11 protein-coding genes are annotated in these 19,032 nt (G+C 40.7%); 1 reads left to right on the top strand and 10 read right to left on the bottom strand.

Annotation, left to right across the window (positions count from 1 at the left end; genetic code table 11):
- Window positions 1-326: 326 nt before the first annotated feature.
- From OQ289_RS02905 to OQ289_RS02890, 4 genes are all read right to left on the bottom strand, one after another.
- Entirely contained in the window at window positions 327-1,598 is a 1,272-nt protein-coding gene (locus OQ289_RS02905) for a glycoside hydrolase family 88 protein (protein WP_270089367.1), read from the bottom strand.
- Window positions 1,599-1,617: 19 nt separating this feature from the next.
- Window positions 1,618-2,877, bottom strand: coding sequence for a DUF2264 domain-containing protein (locus tag OQ289_RS02900; protein ID WP_270089366.1), 1,260 nt, complete (start codon window positions 2,875-2,877; stop codon window positions 1,618-1,620).
- Between the two features lie 259 nt (window positions 2,878-3,136).
- Entirely contained in the window at window positions 3,137-4,822 is a 1,686-nt protein-coding gene (locus OQ289_RS02895) for a RagB/SusD family nutrient uptake outer membrane protein (protein WP_270089365.1), read from the bottom strand.
- A 15-nt stretch (window positions 4,823-4,837) separates the two neighbouring features.
- A complete protein-coding gene (locus OQ289_RS02890) occupies window positions 4,838-7,957 on the bottom strand; it encodes a SusC/RagA family TonB-linked outer membrane protein (protein ID WP_270089364.1) in 3,120 nt (1,039 codons plus the stop codon).
- Window positions 7,958-8,162: 205 nt separating this feature from the next.
- Between OQ289_RS02890 and OQ289_RS02885 the strand changes: the two genes are divergently transcribed.
- Window positions 8,163-12,098: a hybrid sensor histidine kinase/response regulator transcription factor gene (locus OQ289_RS02885; RefSeq protein ID WP_270089363.1), complete on the top strand. Its 3,936-nt coding sequence runs from the start codon at window positions 8,163-8,165 to the stop codon at window positions 12,096-12,098.
- On the opposite strand, the gene OQ289_RS02880 is transcribed toward OQ289_RS02885, so the two are convergent.
- From OQ289_RS02880 to rnc, 6 genes are all read right to left on the bottom strand, one after another.
- Window positions 12,095-12,457, bottom strand: a complete 363-nt coding sequence (locus tag OQ289_RS02880) for a CoA-binding protein (protein WP_270089362.1) — start codon at window positions 12,455-12,457, stop codon at window positions 12,095-12,097. The two genes, OQ289_RS02885 and OQ289_RS02880, sit on opposite strands and share 4 nt — an antisense overlap.
- A 23-nt stretch (window positions 12,458-12,480) precedes the next feature.
- Window positions 12,481-13,671, bottom strand: a complete 1,191-nt coding sequence (locus OQ289_RS02875; protein ID WP_270089361.1) for a serine hydrolase domain-containing protein — start codon at window positions 13,669-13,671, stop codon at window positions 12,481-12,483.
- 208 nt (window positions 13,672-13,879) lie between these two features.
- On the bottom strand, window positions 13,880-15,511 hold the full coding sequence (locus tag OQ289_RS02870; RefSeq protein WP_270089360.1) for a pyruvate dehydrogenase complex dihydrolipoamide acetyltransferase: 1,632 nt from the start codon (window positions 15,509-15,511) through the stop codon (window positions 13,880-13,882).
- 38 nt (window positions 15,512-15,549) lie between these two features.
- The gene (gene pdhA, locus OQ289_RS02865; protein WP_033563433.1) at window positions 15,550-16,545 is read right to left on the bottom strand and encodes a pyruvate dehydrogenase (acetyl-transferring) E1 component subunit alpha; all 996 of its coding nucleotides are present in this window, start codon (window positions 16,543-16,545) and stop codon (window positions 15,550-15,552) included.
- Window positions 16,546-16,788: 243 nt separating this feature from the next.
- On the bottom strand, window positions 16,789-18,171 hold the full coding sequence (gene hisS / locus OQ289_RS02860) for a histidine--tRNA ligase (RefSeq protein ID WP_270089359.1): 1,383 nt from the start codon (window positions 18,169-18,171) through the stop codon (window positions 16,789-16,791).
- A 69-nt stretch (window positions 18,172-18,240) separates the two neighbouring features.
- Window positions 18,241-18,981: a ribonuclease III gene (gene rnc / locus OQ289_RS02855; RefSeq protein WP_270089358.1), complete on the bottom strand. Its 741-nt coding sequence runs from the start codon at window positions 18,979-18,981 to the stop codon at window positions 18,241-18,243.
- Between the last annotated feature and the right edge of the window lie 51 nt (window positions 18,982-19,032).

Raw genomic sequence — 19,032 nt, 5'->3', positions numbered from 1 at the left:
AGTCCTTCGAAGCAGTAGGGCTTCGCTCAAGACACACTATCCCCATTAAAGGGACTGCAAAAGTACGAACATTTCTTTAACTGTCAAATAATTAGTGCATTATTTTTTTATTTTTCTTTTATCCACCCCAAATAAAATTCCATTGACCAATTACCTGACAAATCTTGCATCAGCGATTACGAATATCTTTAAATAACAAGGAAGGGTTTAATATTTAAACCCTTCCTTGTTATTTAAAACAATACGCTTTCTTTAATAGGTGATTCTCTCCCTCAAAAACGTTATAACTGTGCGATATATCTCGTCATGCTGCGACAGCCCCCGCCCTACTCCTTGATTACAGATTCACCTCTCAGCAACCTTTGGTAACGAACCAAGGCCTCCACATAGTAATAGTCTGCATAAGTTAGGGGTACATCTATTTCTGTATTATGTGGAATAGAGCCTACACTATGCATTAAAATATATCCACCATTCTCTTTGTAAGAAGCCTTATAAGGAGACTTTGACAGACTTTCAATCATCTTTTCCGAATTAGATATGTATTGCTGACTTTCTTTTCCCTTCGTATAAACGCTCAGCTCTAATAACGCAGAAGCCACGATGGCCGCTGTTGACACATCTCGAAAATTTTTATCCTTCTCGTACTTACTTCCTGTAGGCAGGTTATTTTGGTCTAAATCCCAATATGGAATCAAATCGCTAGGCAGGTTCCTATGTCTCAAGTAAAAATCAGCAATGCCTCTCGCCTGCTTTAAATACTTCTTATCCCGCGTTTCGCGATACATCATCGTATAACCATACAGGGCCCAAGCCTGTCCACGCGCCCAAGCAGATTCATCGAATGCACCCTGTGCAGTCTTTTTTGCCAACACGTTCCCCGTCTGCTTATCATAGTCCACGACATGGTAAGAGCTGTAGTCTTTCCTAAAATGATTTTTCAACGTCGTATTCGCATGTGTAATTGCTATTTTCAGATATTTAGGATTATGCGTCATTTTCGACACCTGTGATAGAAACTCCAAATTCATCATATTGTCAATGATAACCGGATACGTCCATGGTTCTCCATCCCAATTCTTTCCACCATCCCAAGAACGAATAGTCTTGGTTTGTTCATTAAAACGAGTAGATAGCGATTCGGCCCCTGTAACCAATACATCCTTATAGGCCGCAGAATCTCCCGTCAGACGAAGTGCATTTCCAAAGCTACAATACAACATGAAGCCAAGATCATGTGTTCCTTTATTATTCTTTTCCTTCTCCAAATATTTCAGTTTGGATGTTCCGATGTCCAGCAGCGATTTATCCTGCGTTGCTTCGTAAAGATAAAATGCTGTTCCTGGGTAGAATCCCGAGCACCACCAACTCGATCCCCAGTTCACATATTTACCATTTTTGTAGGTCGTCGGGATATCTGACTCTTGAATGTTAGATTCCAAAAATTTTATTTGCTGAGCAGCATCCGTCAAATTGCGTTCTACAAAAGATGCTGACAATTTGAATTGGGCACTTTTTGGCTGCGCCTCGGCAGACAACAGGAAATATTGAGCAACCATGACTAACGCTGTAACAGCAGACATTCTTTTAAAATTCATGTTTTTCTTATAAAATATATTAATAGTTGACATAATAATCTTTCGCAAACCGTTCTCCAGACCAAGCCTTTTGAGAAGTCCATTTTTCGGCGGCAGTAGTCCAAAACAGATGATCGGCAGGTAGCCCAAGTGGCAAAAAAGAAGTCGAGGTGATATACATACTACCCGCATTGGTATAATAATCCGCCAGATTCGCTTGCTCGTCCCCCACTAGCCCCATAGTAAGCCATCCACTTTTATCAAAAGTCTGCTCCACATATACATGCCTCTTCACAGCCGTCAATGCTGCCCTCAACTGTCCATATGTTAAACCTTCTGGCAATTTTTCATCCCATATTAATTGCGCCAAGGGTTGAAAGGCTGCAGTACGATAAGTTGAAGACCTCCCCACAACCAAAAAATACCCCTCAGGCGATATCATCCGTTCTAGATGATGTCCATATCGTTGCATACGTTTGTATGCTCGATCATACAATTCCCTATACTTAGCATCTGCAGACAGATTTTCCCGCAATACATCCACTAGCATCGCATGAATCACATACCCATTGTAATGATCAAAACTGAAGGAATTCCCATCACTGTACCAACCATCCCCTACATACCAATCCTTATCAAATTTCTGAATAGCATAATCTATTTTTTCCCGAACACAATCTACCCCGATCTTATATAAAAAACTTTCGACCATAGCTGCAAACAATAACCAATTACTTTCATTTGGCTTTATTCGTCGTAAATCTATCAGTTCCCTCGTCACATTGGCCTTTACTTCCACAGGCAGCGGGTCCCACAGCGCTTTGGGAGCTCTCATAAAACTTTGCACCAAATAAGCCGCATCCACCAACGGTTGTGAAGATTTGTTCCATGTGAAATAATCTGGAGACGTAGGTGTCACACCATATTGTATCCCTAATAGTGCCTGCTTTTTTCGCTTCTGACGCAGTTTCCCTTCAACCGTCTCATCATCTGGCAAGGCCAACCAAGGAGCCATTCCTGACAATAAGCGACCGAAAGCTTCTAGATAGCCCACTCCCGGATCTCGAGAGTCGAAGGTTGGGCTCACGAGCATAGGCATCCGCTTACGGAGCTGCTGTTCACTGATGTTATCCAAAATCGGAGCCGCCATTTTATCCAACACGGATACCCAATATGCTCGGTCATTCCCCTTTTCGATTCCTCGACTTTGGTCAACTACTTTCGCATCTACTGAAAAAGGAGAAGACACAACCCCCAATCCTATGGTGGCCAGCAACTTCAATAATATTCTTCTTTCCATGTACAGTATCTAATAAATCAACCTCCTAAATATGTTTATCCAAAAAGGTGCATTTCACACTCGAATAAAACATTCTACTTCCTCATATAGGGGCACCAATTACATTTGAATTGGCTGCCCCTAAAATCTGGCATTTATTGCCATTAACCATTTTTTTATCAATATTATACTCGCAAAAGATTGCAAAAACAATTGATAACAAACCATTTACACAACCACGAAATTAATCAATGCGCGCATGGTTATGCAAATTCATGTATTATTTCCATTCTGGATTTTGAGTAAGATTGGGATTCAAGCTCATCTCTACTGTTGGCAAGGGCCAAAGGTAATCTCTTTTAGGATCAAATTTGCGCGTCGCCGCTGTCTGCGCAACCACATATCCCTCTGGAGTCAACGTGACCGAAGGCTTTTGAGCATATTCCTGCTCAAAATATTGAATCCCTAAAGTTGGTAGCGGGAGCACCTGCTCCGCTACCTTCCAACGGATAATATCCCAATAGCGATGCTCCCCTTCTAGCGCAAACTCAACTCTTCGCTCCCGACGAATTTCAGACAACAAATCTAAACCATGATTCGACACGAAAGCATTGGAAAGCTTTGGCATACCCACACGCTCGCGTACCACATTCAGTGAACGATTCAGATCAGCGTCCGAGATACTACCGTCAAGCTCATAGGTGGCTTCCGCGTAAGACAGCAATATTTCTGCATAACGGATTACCTTATGTTCATTAAAACTAGCTTGATTTATCCAATCCGTATTGTTGAAGTACTTGAATGTCTTATAACCGGTTTGCGTAAAAGAGAACATCGGTTGATAAGGACTACCATTGATGTAAGGGTCTCCAGTCTTAAAGACAGTCATCGCTAGGCGAGGATCCCGATTCTCAAATTCCGTCAATGTACCTATACTTGGTTTATACAAAGGCGATCTATTTACACCATCTCTCGGCAACCCATCCACATAGAGATAGGCATCTACCAAATATCGCGTTGGGGTTATCACACCCTGTTCTATATTACGGCTGTAGTTATGTGTAGATATCCGATCCGTCATATCCTTTCCGTACAACCTTGGCAACATATTCTCCTTATTTGCATATCCATTTCCGTCCTTTTGAAAAAGGTAGTAATAGCTTTTTGCAGGATCCGGCCCGTACTTATATAGGCTAAAATAGCCCGTACTAATAATATCGTTCGCCAATGTTTTCGCAATGACAAGGTGCTTATTGGCATCTCCGAGTTGATGGTATTTATTAAATGTCCCTTCAAACAATGCCATACGCACCTTTAAAGCCTGTGCTACGTTTTTGTTGACACGACCATAGTCTGTAGCCTTCGTTTGTGAAGCTTCCGGTAAGTTTTGAATCGCAAAATCCAAATCCTCATAAATCTGATTGACTATTTCCGTCCGCGTAGCCCGCGGCGCAGCTAATAGCTCATCCCCGATATCCATAGTACGAAGTATCAGTGGTACCCCACCAAATCGCTTCAATAGTTCTCCATAAGCATATGCCCGAAAGAAGCGAGCTTCCGCATTATACTTGGTTACAATCCCCTGATCGATGGCCATCGTTGCTGATTTTTCCAAAATGGTATTCACCGCACGAATCAGACCATAGTTCCCGGTATAATCTCCACTCCCACTAGGCACCAACCTTGAACCATCACTGATGCTGTTGTTTCCTGTCGCCCGCCCATCGTCAGACCAATTGGCTGCATTATTTTCACCTATACCTGGCAGGTAGGTGTATAGGTAATTCACCCCCATCGCCAAATGCGCTTCCGTTTTCCAAAAGGAAATATCCGTCACAGTCGTCTCGTCATATTTATTGTCCAGTTCTTTCATACACGAGGTAGATACCATGCCCGTAGTCAATGCAAGTGCCCCAAACAATACTAGATTTCTTCTATATAAACCTTTTAATTTAATTGCTTTCATAATTTCTCTACATTTTTAGAATGAAACATTTACCCCAAATGTGAATGAACGGAAAAATGGATATCCAAACGCCTGTCCGTTAGGCGTCTCCGGATCATAATATGGATGCCATGATTTCGTTGTCTCAAACAGATCCTCTCCGGAGAAAAATACCCGCATTCTATCAACCGCTGCCTTTTTAGATATACTTTGCGGAATAGTGTAGCCCAATTGTACATTTTTCAATCTCGCGTAAGCACCATTTACCACCCATTTATCCGAAATTCGGGTATTACTGCCCCCTCCCATCACTGGACGCGGAAACATAGCATCGGGATTGTCGGGAGTCCAATAATCCTTGTGGATAGCCCAAGCCTGTCGCCAACTCTCCGTATACGGTACCGTCAAGATAGACGGCAGTAAAAACTGACGTTTGCCGACTCCTTGAATAAATGCACTGAAATCAAAACCCTTATAGTTAAACCCTAAATTAACGCCAAAAGAATATCTTGGGTTCTGGGTTCCCAGATAGACCAAATCGCCAGAGTCCTCCAAATTACCCTTCCCACTGGAGATAATATTATCTCCATTGACGTCCACGTATCGGATATCCCCTGCTGCAAGATTAGGATTTTGATGATTGACCTTATTATTAGCAATTTCGTCTGCATTTTGGAAATACCCATCCGTTCGATAACCAAAGATTGAGTTCTTCGCGTACCCTTCCAAAACAGATGTCAGTCCTAGTCCAATTGTATTACGATTCGCATACTTCAATACCTTGTTGTTGTTATCCGATACATTGGCCGATACAAAATAGTCAAATTCATCACCTATTTTATCTTTCCAGCCTAGGCTTAGCTCCCATCCCCACGACTTGAAGTCACCAACGTTGGTACTTGGACTTCCTATTCCGAAGACTCCAGGCTGAGGTATCACCCCATACGTACCGTTTGTTTCCCTCCAAAAATAGGAGAACGACCCCTCCAAACGCCTATTCAAAGTAGTAAAATCCAACCCTACATCCGTATTAGTCACCCGTTCCCATGTCCGCAGTGGTGATGGCGCGTTGCCAATCCAATAATATGTATTCCTGATATTGTTAAAAGGATAAGCATCTCCTTTCGACAGCCTACTTATATAATCGTAGTTGGATAAACGAGGGTTGTCACTGTTAGGATCGTTCGCCTGCTTACCCCACGATGTCCGCAACTTTAACTCACTCACCAATCCCTTAGCCCCTTCAAACCACGATTCATTATTAATACGCCATCCCGCCGACACACCTGGATACGTAATCCATCGATTCAATGGAGAAAGTCTCGAACTTCCCTCTCTATTCAAGGTTCCTTGTACAATGTATTTCTGATCGAATACGTACTGTGCCGTTCCAAAAAACGAAAGCAATGCATTGGTCTGAATATTATCCGAGACGCTGGTGTTATTCTTATCATTAAATTGTGACAAGGCCAACACATCATCCACTGGAAGATTCGAAGCAGAAGCAAAAGTGTAATCATAGCGGTAGTCGTCATATCGATGTCCTGCTCGTGCCAGCACCTCATGCTTTTGATTAAAAGTACGAATGTACTCACCAATAAACTGCCAGTTATTGGAAATCGTCAATCCACGCCCCTTTATACTCGAATTCAAATTGATACCCCCTGCCCAGCCAGTCCGACCATTCAAATTATACATCGGCACCGGAATTCTTGTATTATTATCACTGTCCACAATAAGGCGAGGGCTATACAATACCCTGAAGTTCAACCCCTGCGTCAAAATATCTATCGCACTAGCCTCAAAAGTAGCTCCTATTTCCTGCGCCACATTATGGTTACGTCCCCCATCTTTAAGCAGACCTACAGTCTCTCCAGCCGCGCTACCTGCAGCATATAGTTTATCATCACTTCCTGGCAGATAAATTGGGCTGATACTCCTTGAAGAAACGATGTTATAGATTAGACCATAATCATTCGTAGCACCTAGGATACTTGAGTTTCGTTCCGATCGGCTAAAAACAACTTTTGAACTGACACTTAGTTTATCAGTAAGCGTTCTATTATAATTAAATCGTGCATTCAATCGATTATAGTCATCCGGTCCCACCTTAAAGATTCCCTTGTCCTTCACATATCCCAAGGAGAATAGGTAGTTGTCTTTATCAGTACTTCCAGACAACGATAGGTTATGATTTAAACGAGTAGCTTTATCCTTCAACAGCAATTTCGGGTAATCGTAATTGCCGAAATACTGGTAAGCTGTCGGATTAGTAGGATTAACACGATAATACTGGTTCGGATCCTTCATTAAATTAATAAGCTCTTCCGTCCAATCTGGAGATTGTCCTGCATTAACCCGTGCTAGATTCTGCATTTCGGCCTCCTCCCAGCTATTTATTCGCTCCGGAAACATACCCAATGTCTTCGCTGTCCACATTCCTTGGTAGCTCAATTTAGGTTTGCCTTTCCCAGACTTAGTAGTTACCAAAATGACACCTGCCGCCCCCCTAGATCCATAGATGGCTGTTGCCGACGCATCTTTAAGAATCGAAATATTAGCAATATCATCTGGATTAGTGTATGTTAAAGATCCAGGAACTCCATCTATCAATACCAATGGTCCAGAGTTACTTGTTGAGAGCTCGCCCCGTATACTTGTAGAGAACCCCTCCGCACCTGGTTGCCCACCACCTCTTGTTATCACCAGCCCGGGGGCTGCTCCCTGCATTGCAGACATCACATTCGAAATAGGTCGAGACTCAAATACCTTTTCATCTATCGTCGAGACAGAGCTCGTTAGATTGACTTTCTTCTGTGTACCATACCCCACTACAACCACCTCATCGATCTCCGACTGAACACTACGCAAAGTAATATCTAACCTATTCCTTCCACGTATAGCCTCTTCAAGAGAAGTATACCCAATATACTTCACCACCAATACATCTTTACCTCCCGCTGAGATTTGAAAAATCCCGTTCGCATCTGAAGAAGCTGCTATAGCCGTACCCTTGATAGAGACCGTCACACCAGACAAAACTTCTCCCAGTTCGCTTTTTACTGTCCCCCGAACAATACTCTTTTCTTGACCAAGAGCAAATAGAGACATACCGATTAGCCATAACGTGGCTAGCCATTTGTAAATGTTGTTCATAAAATTTGATTTAGTTTATAATGCTTTAGTTATCCTTTAATAACTGGTATATGAATCAAATGTAGAATGCCAGACGGCTTGTAAGGGGGTAATTTTCAAAAAAAATAGGGGTAATAATTCTTTAGCCCAACACCGCAGTCCGTGAAATAAGTTGTAGATTTACGGCATAAGCACATGCTAACCGACCCAACAACCAGGATTCATCATGCTAATAATCAATTTAAAATCAGTCTTTACACTGATTTTCCTAACAGCTCAACTTGTACTCATCACGGCAGGTCATGCACAGCAAAAAAGAATCTTTCACCAGTTCAACGAAAAACAGGGAATTGCTCGAACCCCCATCCTGACAATTGGTCAAGATAGTAAGGGATTCCTATGGCTGGGAGGCGGTTATCAATTCTACAAATACGACGGAGTGAAATTTCACCCCTTGAGTCATCTACTCGCTTCTCCAAATCCATTTTACATCAATGCCATAACCGTAGATGCAACCGACAATGTAATTATTGGAACTTCTACCGGACTCTTTGTTTTTGACCAAGTCACAGGTCGACGTTATCACTATACCGACAAAACAAAACTGATAGGCAACGTCATCTCAGCCATCCAGCTATTGAGGGATAAAAAAATAGCCGTAGGAACCAATAAAGGATTGAATATACTCACCATAGCCAAAGGAGATACAACATTCACATCCCATCTATATGGAGAAGAAATCAAAGCCATACATGCAGATGAAAACAGCACTACAATAAGTTCAAACAAAGGATACTATACCATTAATCCTAAGATGAACTTCCATATTAACCCAAACATTCATCAAAAAATCTACCAACAGTTCAATGACTATGTTACCACCATTTTTAAAGACAACAACCACATCTGGTTAGGTACATTCAATTCGGGTATAGTAAGGTACACACCAGCAACCCATACTTTTATCCAATGGAATCAACAAAACTCCAAACTAGCCAGCAACAGGATTAGAAAAATAATCAAAACCTCCGCCAAAGAGATAATGATTGGTACGCTAAAAGGATTATCAGTAATAGATTCCACTTCCACCCTCGCCACCTACAAACACGAAGTTGGCCATAATCAAAGCCTAAGCCAGAATTCGATTTATGACATCCTTATTGACCGACAACAAAATATATGGCTTGGCACCTACTTCGGAGGGATAAATGTCATATACAATTCCAATTCTCCCTTTCTAATATATCGCCCCACCGAATCTTATAACTCTATTAGCAGCAACATCGTTAGTGGCATTGCAGAAGATTCCCAAGGATATTGGATTGGAACCGAAGAAGAAGGCCTAAATTTTATCAGAAAGGACAATCAGACTATTGAACATTACAATCGTCAACTTTCTTCCAACCTCATAAAGGACGTCTTTACCTATGACAACATGGTATATATAGGCACCTACAATGGAGGATTTAATAAACTTAATAAAAAGACAGGTCAGGTAGAACACTACCTTATCGATCAAAATAATATTCTAAATCCCGTCAACAATGTATACTCAATCTTAAAAGACTCCGAAAAAAATCTATGGATTGGTACTAATAGTGGACTATTTCTATTTGATGAACAAAACAAAAAAATAAGTAAAATATACAAAGAAACCCAAGGACTACTCATATCCAAAATTACAGAGATAGGACCTAAAGAGTTCCTAATTGCCACAAGCTCCGGATTGTTCCATAAAATAAAAGAAAGAATCTATCTCATTGAACAGACCCGTGACATTACCTTCAACAGTATTTTCTTGGAACAAGGAAAGATCGTCTGGTGTGGAACTACCGTAGGTAAAATAGCAAAATATGACATCAAAAGCCGACAGTTAACATACTATCCTATCAAGTCAGCCATTAATTTACTTTCCGTCCTAAAATCTGGCGACAATATTTGGGTTAGCACCCCCAATGGGATAGTATCCTACAACCCAAGTACAAATTCCGAACATCTATTAACCACGGTAGACGGCTTACCATCAAATGAATTCAACAAAAACTCCTATTTGTCCGCAACCAATAATGAATTGCTTTTCGGAACGCTCAATGGATTAATCAAATTCGATCCTAATGAAATCAAATACAATTTAGAAAAACAAAAAGTCTATTTCACAAAACTCCGCCTATTCAATAAAAATGTCGAGATTGGCGACAGTACCCATATTCTAAATAAAGATATATCCTTGCTGACCAATATAGAACTAGCACATTCCCAAAATGTAATTTCTATCGACTTTGCGCTCCTAAACTACATCAAATCGGAAAAAAACAAATATGCGTATCAATTAGCAGGTCTCGACCCAGATTGGGTATTTACAGACACGCCCACCGCTACCTATATGAATCTGGTTCCCGGAGATTATATCTTAAATGTAAAAGGAGCAAACAATGATGGTATATGGTCTAATACGACAACCCTAACACTAACAATTCTCCCCCCTATATGGAAGACCTGGTGGGCATATCTTATTTACATAACAGTCATCATCGGCATAATATATCTCTTAAACCGATTTTTGATAGAACGCGCGCTTTTACTCAAATCAGAAAAAGATCATCAGGCCAAAATCAACTTCTTTTCCTATATCTCCCATGAAATACGCACGCCACTTACCTTAATAACACATCCTTTAAAGCAGCTCTTAAAAGAGACCAAAGCAAATGAACACGTACAGGGTAAGTTGATGGCCATGGAAAAAAACACCAACAGGCTATTGTCCCTCATCAATGAATTATTGGACTTTCGAAAGATAGAAGAGAATAGCTTACACCTAAATGTTTATAATTACAATCTATCCGAATTCCTGACCGAGATAAGCCATGTTTTTCTAGATTTAGCTAGGGAAAAAGAAATTCAATATAATATTGACGTCCCTAATATTCAAAACAATGTTTTCTTCGACAGGATTCAATTTGAAAAGATCATCTACAACCTCATATCCAACGCCATCAAGTATAGCCACACCGGTGGTTCCATTTCCATTTCTTTAGCAGAATCTGATACCGACATCAATATCTATGTTAGAAACACGGGTATAGCAATACCAATGGACAACCTTGATAAAATATTCGAACAGTATTACCGAACTCCTGATAGCCAACTGTCACATGATGGGACAGGTATTGGCCTCGCTTTATCCAAAATATTGGTTAATCTCCACGGAGGCACGATTAGTGCGTACCATGAAAAACACAGGCCCTACAATTCCAGCAATACTACTTTTCGAATCAAGCTTCTGAAGGGTATCACGCATTTGCAAGACAAAAAGCACATCAATATTCTCACCAAAGATAAAATATATTCGACAAGCCGATTCGAAAGCCATAATAGAAATCCATTACAAGAACAGACGAATTTGTCACTTCTTATCGTTGAAGACAATCCTGATTTAAACAATATGTTAGTAGATATGTTGTCAGGACTTTACAAGGTATCTGTTGCATACAATGGTCTCGATGGTATACAGAAAGCGCAAGAGGAAATCCCAGACCTCATATTAAGTGATGTGATGATGCCAGGAATATCTGGGCTCGAGCTCTGTCAGAGACTAAAAACAGAAACCAAAACCAGTCACATACCCATTGTACTATTGACAGCATTGGGCAATCTCGAAAAACAGATAGAAGGTCTCGAACATGGTGCAGATGTCTATCTCGTCAAACCTTTCGATCGTGACTACCTCTTATTGACCATTCGTAATTTACTTGCACTTTCCGAGAAAAATAGAAAATCCTTTAATTTGGAAAAATTCATTGAAAAAAGATCCACTATCAACAAAGATGATGATGCGTTCCTAACGAAAGCCATTCATATTATTAACTTACATTTAGCAGACGAAGAGCTATCTGTTGATTTTCTATGCAAGGAGTTAGGAATGAGTCATCCTATATTAAATAGGAAAATTAAAGCCATGACCAATTTATCCATTATAAATTTTATTAAATCCATACGCATGAATCAAGCTTCAAAAATGTTAAAAACCGGATTGTATACCATTGTCGAAGTGGCATATGAAGTCGGATTCAGCGACCGGAAGTACTTCAGTAAAGAATTCAAAAAGCAATTTGGTGTCAATCCGACAGAATACATCAGAGATACCAACGATCCTGAAAATTAATACTGACCTGTACGGAGTAGCACGAGCGTACAAGCATTCTCCACAGTAATACCATTTGACTCGGCGAGCAGCTGCAATTCGGTATTTTCAGCACCCGGATTAAAGATAATCCGCTTAGGATGAAGCTCCAAGATGTAATCGTACAACGGCTTTTGATTTTGGGCGCCCATATACATGGTCACTGTATCAATATCATCATATATAGTTGTCGCTGGTTCAATAGGTTGACCAGCTACTTCCCCCTTTTTTATTCCAACGTTTATAATACTATGTCCGTACTGGCTCAGCATATGGGCCGCCTTGTAAGAGTAGCGTTCCGGATTGGTACTAGCACCAATAATCAATGTTTTCTTATTCATTCCAAAATACTTTGCAACCTTATCTAATCCACCATAAAATCACCGTCCGAATTGTAGGCGTTCTTACGAAGGATAGGCATTCCCAAAATTTTATACAACTCATCCAACTTTACCAAACTACCATTAGCCATATTAGACAACAATACGATAGTTACGTCATTTTTGAGGTCTCGTACGTATAAATTACGAAATCCATGCCACCAACCGGTATGATACACAATATGTTGATCTTGATGATTAAATGTTCGCCACCCATATCCATATCCAAATACACTCTTTTTCTGCGAATCGTTACGAGGAACGTATGCAGAATCCAATGTCTCAGACTTCAATAGCCGTCCTTCTTTAAGAGCAATATCTAACAGGAACATATCCTGAACAGTACTGTATATGCCTTTGTCTCCCAAAGGCCCATCTAAGAAATTCTGGACTACGGAACGCCTCCAAACTTTATCATGCCCAATCACCTTGGTCGGAATTTTTTCGTAAACAGCTTTTGAGTACGCCGCGGTATGTTTCATTCCTGCAGGTCCAAATACATTTTCACTCATATATACTGCAAAATCCTGCTTGGATACTTTTTCGATAATTCCTCCCAAGACCATATAATTGCTATTATTATAATGAAACCTTCCGTCAGGTTTTCCATATCTCCCTGGCTTATACTCTGTCAAGAGCTGAATAGCATCCATATTGGTCATTCCTTTCTTCTTATCCTTCCAGACTCCGTCAGTGAAATATACATAATTGGGTAATCCTGAGCGATGTGTTAGAAGCATCTTAATGGTAATTCCTTCGTACGGAAAATCTGGAAAAAAATCATTTACCGTCTGATCCAACTTCAATTTCCCTTCTTCTACCAATTTAAGAACAGCAATCGAGGTCATTGGCTTTGTCACCGATGCAAGTTCAAATTGAGACTGTAGATTCAAACTGTCCTTCAAGAGGTAATCAGCCCATCCAAAGGATTTTTGATAAATTATCTTTCCTTTTTTCGCGACCAGCACGTTCCCATTAAAGCCAGCTCGTTTATGTAAATTCTGCATAAATGCATCTACATTCTTATCCTCCTCATTCGGATTATAAACCAATCGAAGGCTGTCCTGTTCTGCTTGACTTTTTTCCTCCTTAATTTTCCGCTCCTCTGCGGATGTGCAGGCCACTAAACTAATAATACTTAAACCCAATAATACTTTCGCAACAATCAATTTCACTAGCTTTTCTTTAAAATTTTATGGTATATATCTATAATGTGAAAAAATAACGAATTAGTCTGTAACCCCCAAATAAAACGCTCATAAAATCATGTCACAAATACCAATACAAATTGAGCGTTCAATAAAACATACCCAATGGTGTCGCCACCAACAAAAAAAGCCACTTTATTTCTAAAGTGGCTTTTCATATAATGGTATCCCGTAATTATGCTAGTAATCTAACAGGATTTTCGACCAATGCTTTCAAAGTTTGAAGGAAGGCAGCTCCTGTAGCCCCATCCACAACTCTATGATCACATCCTAAAGTCAACTTCATAATATTTCCAGGAACAACGGCGCCGTTTTTAACGACAGGTATTGCTTGAATAGCGCCGACAGAAAGAATAGCGCCATCAGGTGAATTGATAATTGATGTAAATTCATCAATACCAAACATTCCTAAGTTAGACACTGTAAATGTCGACCCTTCCCAATCAGAGGGTTGAAGTTTCTTAGACTTCGCTTTTTGAGCAAAATCTTTCACCTCTGCTGATATATGAGACAACGATTTACCATCTGCAAAACGAACGACAGGCACCAATAAGCCATCTTCTACAGCTATTGCCACACCGATATTTGTATGCTCATTGAAGCGGATCTTATCTCCACCCCATGATGAGTTCACCGCCGGGTGCTTTTTCAAAGCTACGGCAGCTGCTTTGATGATAATATCATTGAATGACACCTTGACTGGCGCCACTTCGTTTATTTGAGCTCTAGCAGCAATCGCATTATCCATATCAATGCTAATCGTCAGATAGAAGTGAGGTGCAGTAAACAAGCTTTCTCCCAAACGACGCGCGATTGTTTTGCGCATCTGAGATACAGGCTGTTCTGTATAACGTTCTTCCCCAACAAATGTTGGCAGCGTGATTGTCTTGGCTTCTGAAGCAGAGGTACTTGGCGCTGAGGCTGCCGCAGGCTTAGCTGTCGGCACAAATGACTCAACATCCTTCTTCACAATACGTCCGCCATCCGCAGAACCTTTTACATCATTGAGGTTAATTCCTTTTTCTTTAGCAATTTTACGAGCCAATGGAGATGCCTTCACTCTAGAATCATCTGAGGAAGACGAAGCTGTTGTTGTACTTTCAGCTACTGCTTTAGCAGGTTCCTCAGTCTTGGTTTCTTTAGCTTCAACTGGAGCTTTCGATGATGCAGATTTTTGATTCAACAATGGAGTCACATCTGTCCCCGCAGGGCCAACGATGGCAATAATATCATTTACTTTGGCCGCTTGCCCTGCTTCTAATCCGACGTACAATAATGTACCTTCAGCATAAGCTGTCACTTCCATCGTAGCTTTATCGGTCTCTACATCTGCAATAGCATCGTCAGATTTGATCGAATCACCTATTTTAAAGTTCCACTGGGCAATTACTCCCTCCGTCATTGTATCACTCAAAAGAGGCATAGTAATGACTGTCACACCCAAATCTTCGGCGCTAACTGTCTCACCAGACTCTTCAGCCGGGGCAGATACTTCTTCCTGCTTTTCTTCCTTTTTATCGTCAGTAGCTGGAGCACTCTCGCCGTCTAATAACGCTTTGTAGTCTTCTCCCTCTTCTCCAAGAACAGCAATAACGGCATCGATTGGTACAGCTTCGCCTTCTTTAGGTCCGATATATAATAATGTACCTTCCTGATAGGATTCAAAATCCATCGTCGCCTTATCGGTTTCAATCTCGGCAACGAGATCTCCGGAATTTACTTTGTCACCAACTTTTTTGTGCCATTTTGCAATAACACCTTCAGTCATGGTGTCACTCATTTTAGGCATTTTTACTACTTCAGCCATTTCGTTACTTAATTATATTTAGTTAAAGTAATTGTCAATTAATCCATCACAAAAGGATAGTCCTCTTGAACGTATACGTCTTTGTAAATTTCAGAAGCATCAGGAAAAGGAGATTCTTCAGCAAATTTCACAGAATCATCTACAACTTTCTTCACATCGGCCTCTACTGCTGCAAACCAAGCATCATCAGCATAGTTATTTTCCAAGATAGCATGTTTCGTAGCCAATAATGGATCACGACCTTTATACTCTTCCAACTCTTCCTTTGTACGATACTTCGCAGGGTCAGACATCGAGTGTCCTTTGTACCGATAAGTGCGGATTTCCAAGAACGTTGGCCCCTCACCCGCACGAGCACGTTGAACAGCCTCGTCCATCGCATTGTGAACCGCTACCACATCCATACCATCTACAGCTGCAGAAGGCATATCAAAACCGTGGCCCATCTTATAAATATCAATCATGTTTGTTGTACGTTCAACAGAAGTACCCATCGCATAACCATTGTTTTCACAAACAAAGATCACAGGAAGTTTCCAAAGCATAGCCATATTGAGAGTTTCGTTAAAAGCTCCCTGACGCACCGCTCCGTCACCCATATAACAAACGTTTACATTATTTGTTCCTAAATATTTCTCAGCAAAAGCAATACCGGCTCCCAATGGAATTTGTCCACCAACGATACCATGTCCACCCATCATCTTATGTTCCTTTGAGAAAAAGTGCATAGAACCACCTTTACCTTTAGAACAGCCAGTTGACTTACCATACATTTCTGCCATACAAGCATCTGCAGATACGCCTTTTGCCAGTGCATGTGCGTGATCGCGATACGCAGTAATCAACGAATCTTCAGGTCCGATTACGGACATTGTACCCGCAACTACAGCTTCCTGTCCGATATAAAGGTGACAGAACCCACGAATTTTTTGTTGACCATAAAGTTGACCTGTTTTTTCCTCGAATTTACGGATGAGTAGCATGGATTTATACCACTCCAAATATGTCTCTTTTGTTATAGGTGTTGAACTCATTTTCAAGTATTGAATTTCTGACTTAACTGACTACAAATCTAATCAATATTTACAACATTTTTGTTATCGAGCACAATTTTATTACAGTGCGAAAACAATCCAATTACAGGATTCAAAGCATATTAACAAATTTTAACATCAGGATAACACCTCACACTCAACGATATATTTTTACAAAAAGCAAAGCGACCATTTGATTATTTCATCAAATGGTCGCTTTGCAAAACTATTATCTTACAGCTGCTATTTTAACAGCTTCATTAGCTCGTCTTCTGTTATTTTCTGTTGCGCACCAGTCTCCATATCTTTTAAGGAAAGTAATCCCGAAGACACCTCTTCTTCTCCAACAAGCAACACAAAAGGAATCCGCTTATCATCAGCATAGCTCATTTGCTTCTTAAGCTTGGCAGCCTGTGGATATAACTCCGTTGCTACACCGGCCTTCCGCAATCGGTGCACCAAAGGAAGCGTAAATGCCTCCGTCGCTTTATCGAAATTGATAATCAGCAACTTCGTATTTACAGACTCATTTTCAGGATAGAGGCCAAGCTCCTCTAGGACGTCGTAAATACGATCAGCTCCAAATGACACCCCCACTCCTGTCAAGCCCTTCAAACCAAACATACCAGTCAAATCATCATAACGCCCCCCTCCGCCTATACTCCCCATGGCAACCTCATTGGTCTTCACTTCGAAAATACTCCCCGTATAGTAGTTCAGCCCACGAGCAAGCGTTATATCCAGCTCAACAAATTGACCGAATACCTCTTGAGAAACATCCAGGCTATTTAAATAATCAAATACCTCTTCCAATTCCGAGATACCTCGCAATCCTATCTCCGAACTACCCAACACTTCCTTCAACTGTTCGATTTTTGAAGAAGTCGAGCCTTCCAACAAAATAATGGGACGCAAAACGTTCAAATCCTCACTAGTAAAACCACGCGCTAACAGCTCCTTGTTAACACCCTCCAGCCCAATTTTATCCAACTTATCGATAGCAACAGTCATATCGACAATCAACTCAGGTTTGCCAAGAATTTCAGCAATGCCTGATAGCACTTTACGATTATTGATTTTAATGGTAAAATCATTCAGACCAAGTGCCTTTAATGCCTCATGATAAATCAGCACAAATTCGGCCTCGTTCAATAAGCTATCCGACCCTACAACATCCACATCACACTGAAAAAACTCCCGATAGCGTCCACGTTGTGGACGATCCGCACGCCATACCGGTTGAATTTGAAATCGCTTAAATGGCAATGCTATCTCATTTTGACGCATGACCACATAACGCGCAAAAGGAACCGTCAAATCATACCGTAATGCTTTCTCTGAAATATGTGGAATTAATTTATTGGATGCGCGTTCATGCAATAACAAATCCGGTGCTTTGTTCAGAAAATCACCAGAATTTAAAATTTTAAAAATCAACTTATCCCCCTCATCACCGTACTTACCGGTTAATGTTTGCAAATTCTCAAAAGAAGGTGTTTGGATTTCTTGATACCCGTATTTGCGGAATACTGATTTAAGGGTATCAAAGATATAATTACGTTTGCTCATTTCGGCCGGTGAAAAATCACGCGTACCTTTAGCCAAGGATGGTTTTACTATTGCCATAATGACGACAAAGGTAAGGTATCAAATTGAAATTTAAGAAAGGAGAGAAAGGTTAATCGTAAATTTAGTTTATTCGACTTCGAAGATTTTGAGGTACTCACAGGCCTTTTCGGCGGCAAGCTTTTCGGCACTCTTCTTATTAAAGTCACGCCCTATTCCACAAACCTCTTTATCAACAACGGCCTGAATGCTGAACATTTTAGCAGACTCACCTTCTGGATTGTCAATCTGTGTAAAATGCACCTCCTTACCCAAATGTTGACACCATTCTATTAGGCGGCTCTTAAAGTTTGTTTCCGTCATTTCCAAAAGCTGAATATCAACATGTGGCTTGATAATTCTATTTAGAAGGAAACTTCGAGTAAATTGGTACCCTTTATCCAGATATACGGCTCCGATTAGTGCTTCAAAAGCGTCTCCAAGCAAAGAGCCTTGCTTATTTGGAAAGCTAATCATACGCGCATCGTACTGTATTAATTCATTCAACCCCAGCTTGCGGGAAAGTTGATTCAAATTCACACGACTAACGATTTTTGACCGCATTTCGGTCAAAAATCCTTCGTCCTTATACGGATACTTCTTAAACAAGAGCTCAGCAACTACCGAACCTAAGACAGCATCACCCAAAAACTCTAACCGCTCGTTGCTATTTTTTGCACCTTCCTTAATTGCCACGGCCACAGACTTGTGCCTAAAAGCCATCTGATATAGCCGTACATTATCAGGGACGAACCCAAGAAGGTTTTTCAGTTTCCGCACATATATTCTATGCGGTGAGAAATACAAATTATAAATCCACAAGAAGGGCATGCTGCTCAAAAAAATATAGAGAGAAAAAAGCTAGTCTTCACTGTTTAAACT

This window comes from Sphingobacterium sp. SYP-B4668 (genome assembly GCF_027627455.1).
Classification (GTDB): domain Bacteria; phylum Bacteroidota; class Bacteroidia; order Sphingobacteriales; family Sphingobacteriaceae; genus Sphingobacterium.
This window is presented reverse-complemented; position numbering and strand designations above follow the sequence as displayed.

What these genes read in the sequence shown, in the direction of transcription:
- OQ289_RS02905 (WP_270089367.1), bottom strand. Translation starts at nt 1,598, where the DNA reads ATGAATTTTAAAAGAATGTCTGCTGTTACAGCGTTAGTCATGGTTGCT.
- OQ289_RS02900 (WP_270089366.1), bottom strand. Translation starts at nt 2,877, where the DNA reads ATGGAAAGAAGAATATTATTGAAGTTGCTGGCCACCATAGGATTGGGG.
- OQ289_RS02895 (WP_270089365.1), bottom strand. Translation starts at nt 4,822, where the DNA reads ATGAAAGCAATTAAATTAAAAGGTTTATATAGAAGAAATCTAGTATTG.
- OQ289_RS02890 (WP_270089364.1), bottom strand. Translation starts at nt 7,957, where the DNA reads ATGAACAACATTTACAAATGGCTAGCCACGTTATGGCTAATCGGTATG.
- OQ289_RS02885 (WP_270089363.1), top strand. Translation starts at nt 8,163, where the DNA reads ATGCTAATAATCAATTTAAAATCAGTCTTTACACTGATTTTCCTAACA.
- OQ289_RS02880 (WP_270089362.1), bottom strand. Translation starts at nt 12,457, where the DNA reads ATGAATAAGAAAACATTGATTATTGGTGCTAGTACCAATCCGGAACGC.
- OQ289_RS02870 (WP_270089360.1), bottom strand. Translation starts at nt 15,511, where the DNA reads ATGGCTGAAGTAGTAAAAATGCCTAAAATGAGTGACACCATGACTGAA.
- pdhA (WP_033563433.1), bottom strand. Translation starts at nt 16,545, where the DNA reads ATGAGTTCAACACCTATAACAAAAGAGACATATTTGGAGTGGTATAAA.
- hisS (WP_270089359.1), bottom strand. Translation starts at nt 18,171, where the DNA reads ATGGCAATAGTAAAACCATCCTTGGCTAAAGGTACGCGTGATTTTTCA.
- rnc (WP_270089358.1), bottom strand. Translation starts at nt 18,981, where the DNA reads ATGCCCTTCTTGTGGATTTATAATTTGTATTTCTCACCGCATAGAATA.